Here is a 2,543-nt window from a genome sequence, read left to right as displayed (position 1 = left end):
TGGGGGCCGTTCGGATGCGTTGGGTAGGCTCAGCCTCTACGACTACGGTGTGCAGTCCCGCAAAAACTATGTTGCTCAAGGGGGGCAGAACTGCGTACCGGGGGGTGGTCAAGGTTCTGGTCAGGCAACTGGGCAGTTCGCCAACCCTGCACCGGGTTATGTGATGACCTCTGATTTCGGGCCGCGTCCTAGACCGTGTGCTGGCTGTAGCAAATACCATCCTGCGGTGGATTTAGGCACTCCAATGGGAACGCCTATCAATGCAGCCGATGGTGGTGTTGTTTCCTATATCGGTTGGGCTGGTGGCTACGGCAGGACAGTCGTAATTGATCATGGCAATGGCTATAAGACTCGCTACTCACACTTGAGTAGCTACGGTGTTTCTCAAGGTACTGCTGTTTCTCAGGGGCAACAGATTGCGGCCTCTGGTCAGTCGGGCAATGGGACTGGGCCTCACCTGGATTTTGGTGTGTACCGCAATAGTCAAGCTAATTTCCCAAATGCTTCTACAGCGGTGGATCCAGAAAACTTTATCAACTTTAGATAGGAAATGATGATGAGGCGTTTTAACTACATAGGATTATCGCTGATGGCAATAGGCATCTCAATCGCCATTAGTTTACTTTCCTCTTCGAGCGTAAGAGGCCAGGGAGAGCAGTCAGTTCCTCCGGCTGTTGACGCCTGCATAGATAGCCGTTCTCCCTTTACCGCTGGCGGCGTTGAGCTAATTGCAACCGCAACAGTTGAAGACACTAACTACTACCTTATTTATACCTATGAATCGGCTCCCGGTTCTGAGCAGTATCCTATTGCCCTTTTAGTCTCATCGCAGACTGAAAATACTTGTCAGCGAGAGCTTTGGAATACACCACGAGACTTTCTTGAATATGCGAATTATGTTCCGCTCGATGCGGCTGTTAAATTTCGAGAGATTGAGTATTCTATTCAGCTTGAGCGTATGAGCAGAGCAGAGTTCATCAACGCTTTTGACCTTTCATCTATAGATCTATTTCCTGAAGAAGCGGAAGCATTGCAACGCTTAAATATTTTGGATGAAATTAGGAGTAGTCAGTAAATGAATATTGATGAAAAAAACAAAAAATATCAAGCTGAGGAAGACATCGAGCTGCCTGAATGGGCAGGGAAGATAGTCAAATATTCCTACTTAGGATTTGGTCTTTTCCTGTTAGTATCCTCACTGTTCTTACTAGGCTGTTCATCTGCCGGAGCTTCTGATGGACTGAACTGGCAAAGCACTACTTCAGTTATCTCGGAGGAAAGAGCCAAAGAAATTATTGCTGAGAACTCAGCCGAGTCAGCCAATAGAGACTCAATTTTAGAAACGATGCGGGTCTTTCAGTCTGATGAAGGCTTGTTGTTTGTTGACTTCAATTCGCCAGAATTGACGGGGCGCTTAGGTAGCTTGCATGTCATTTATGACAGTGAAGACAACCTGATTTTTGGTCGTTATCTACCTTCCAGATTGCCTGAAGGAGTACCTACCCTTCAGCTTTCAGAACGTACTAGCGGCGGCTATCCTTGTCTGATTATTAATAGCGATCCGACTGAAACAGAAATCACTCAATACACGCTTTGCTATCAGGGCGCAGATTGGGTTGTTGTCGATGAAGCAGTTGTTAGTTACTAATGTCTAGAGCTGATATCCATTTGCCTAGTGTTTTAGCCGATCTCACGAACGTTCAGCGTGAGCGGCTACGGCAGGGTGTTGATACCTTGACTCAGCAAGGCGTTGGCCCTGGTGATGCCTGGCAGGTCGTATCGACCCGGCAGCGACAGGCTGACTTGCCAGCCTACGCGCCAACGGCTGATGAGCGGGAAACCCTTAACCGCGCCGCGCAGCAGCTAGGCGGAGAGTCACCAGCAGTTGAGCGATCGCCTGTGAGGCTTACACCTGACATATCAGGGACAGCAGCCTCCAGTGGTGACGGTTCTAGTGATAGTGGTATCAAGCAGATGGAAGAAGCGATCGCTCAGCCAGAGCAGCCGGAAAGCCAGCAGCTGGTAGAGACAGAGCCAGCGATCGCTTTTTCAGAGCCACCTAAGCGAGAAGCAGAAGCCAGTGGTGAAGCATCAGACGAAACAGCGAGCCAAGACGATATGGCTCAGGACATTCTAGACAATGCCCGTCGTTTCTTAGATACAGCGATCGCCGCTGGGGTTATCGATGAGAGTTTGGACGAGGTTCGAGCCGTCAATGAGCGCTACATTGCCAGCCGTAGTCGAGCTGGTGTGGTGACGGTGAAGAATCAAGCAACCCAAAGTATTGCAGTTGGCGATGAGGCAGGTGGCGTAGAACGAGCCAGCGGCTTGACGCCTGCCGACCAAGAAGCTTGGCACAAGTACGGCCAGGTGAGTGTTGAGCAGCTACAGCAGCAGGAGCAACAGGAGCAGCGCCGCCAACAGCGGCCAGCTCCTGACCTAGAGCTGTAGTGAACTATCAAAAAAAGGAGAGAGGAAAAAAACTATCAAGTGATGTCGAGATCCAGTCCTCGACCGGCGACAACCGCCGCGACGAGGACAAC

Annotated in this window: 4 protein-coding genes; all 4 read left to right on the top strand. The window is 50.1% G+C overall.

Annotated elements, in window-relative coordinates; all coding sequences use genetic code 11:
• Positions 1-547 (top strand): M23 family metallopeptidase (locus QJQ48_RS27415; RefSeq protein ID WP_346294400.1); only part of this gene is annotated, 547 nt, incomplete at its 5' end.
• Positions 548-589: 42 nt separating this feature from the next.
• Positions 590-1,075 (top strand): hypothetical protein, encoded by a 486-nt coding sequence (locus tag QJQ48_RS27410; RefSeq protein WP_346294399.1) that lies wholly within the window; start codon positions 590-592, stop codon positions 1,073-1,075.
• On the top strand, positions 1,076-1,648 hold the full coding sequence (locus QJQ48_RS27405) for a hypothetical protein (protein WP_346294398.1): 573 nt from the start codon (positions 1,076-1,078) through the stop codon (positions 1,646-1,648).
• A complete protein-coding gene (locus tag QJQ48_RS27400; protein ID WP_346294397.1) occupies positions 1,648-2,451 on the top strand; it encodes a hypothetical protein in 804 nt (267 codons plus the stop codon). The genes QJQ48_RS27405 and QJQ48_RS27400 overlap by 1 nt, the downstream gene beginning before the upstream one ends.
• Positions 2,452-2,543: the final 92 nt, after the last annotated feature.

It is taken from the genome of Sphaerothrix gracilis Ecp01, assembly GCF_030405905.1.
GTDB classification, from domain to species: domain Bacteria; phylum Cyanobacteriota; class Cyanobacteriia; order Phormidesmidales; family Phormidesmidaceae; genus Sphaerothrix; species Sphaerothrix gracilis.
Note: the sequence above shows the minus strand (reverse complement) of the source record. Positions and strands in the feature narration are given on the sequence as shown.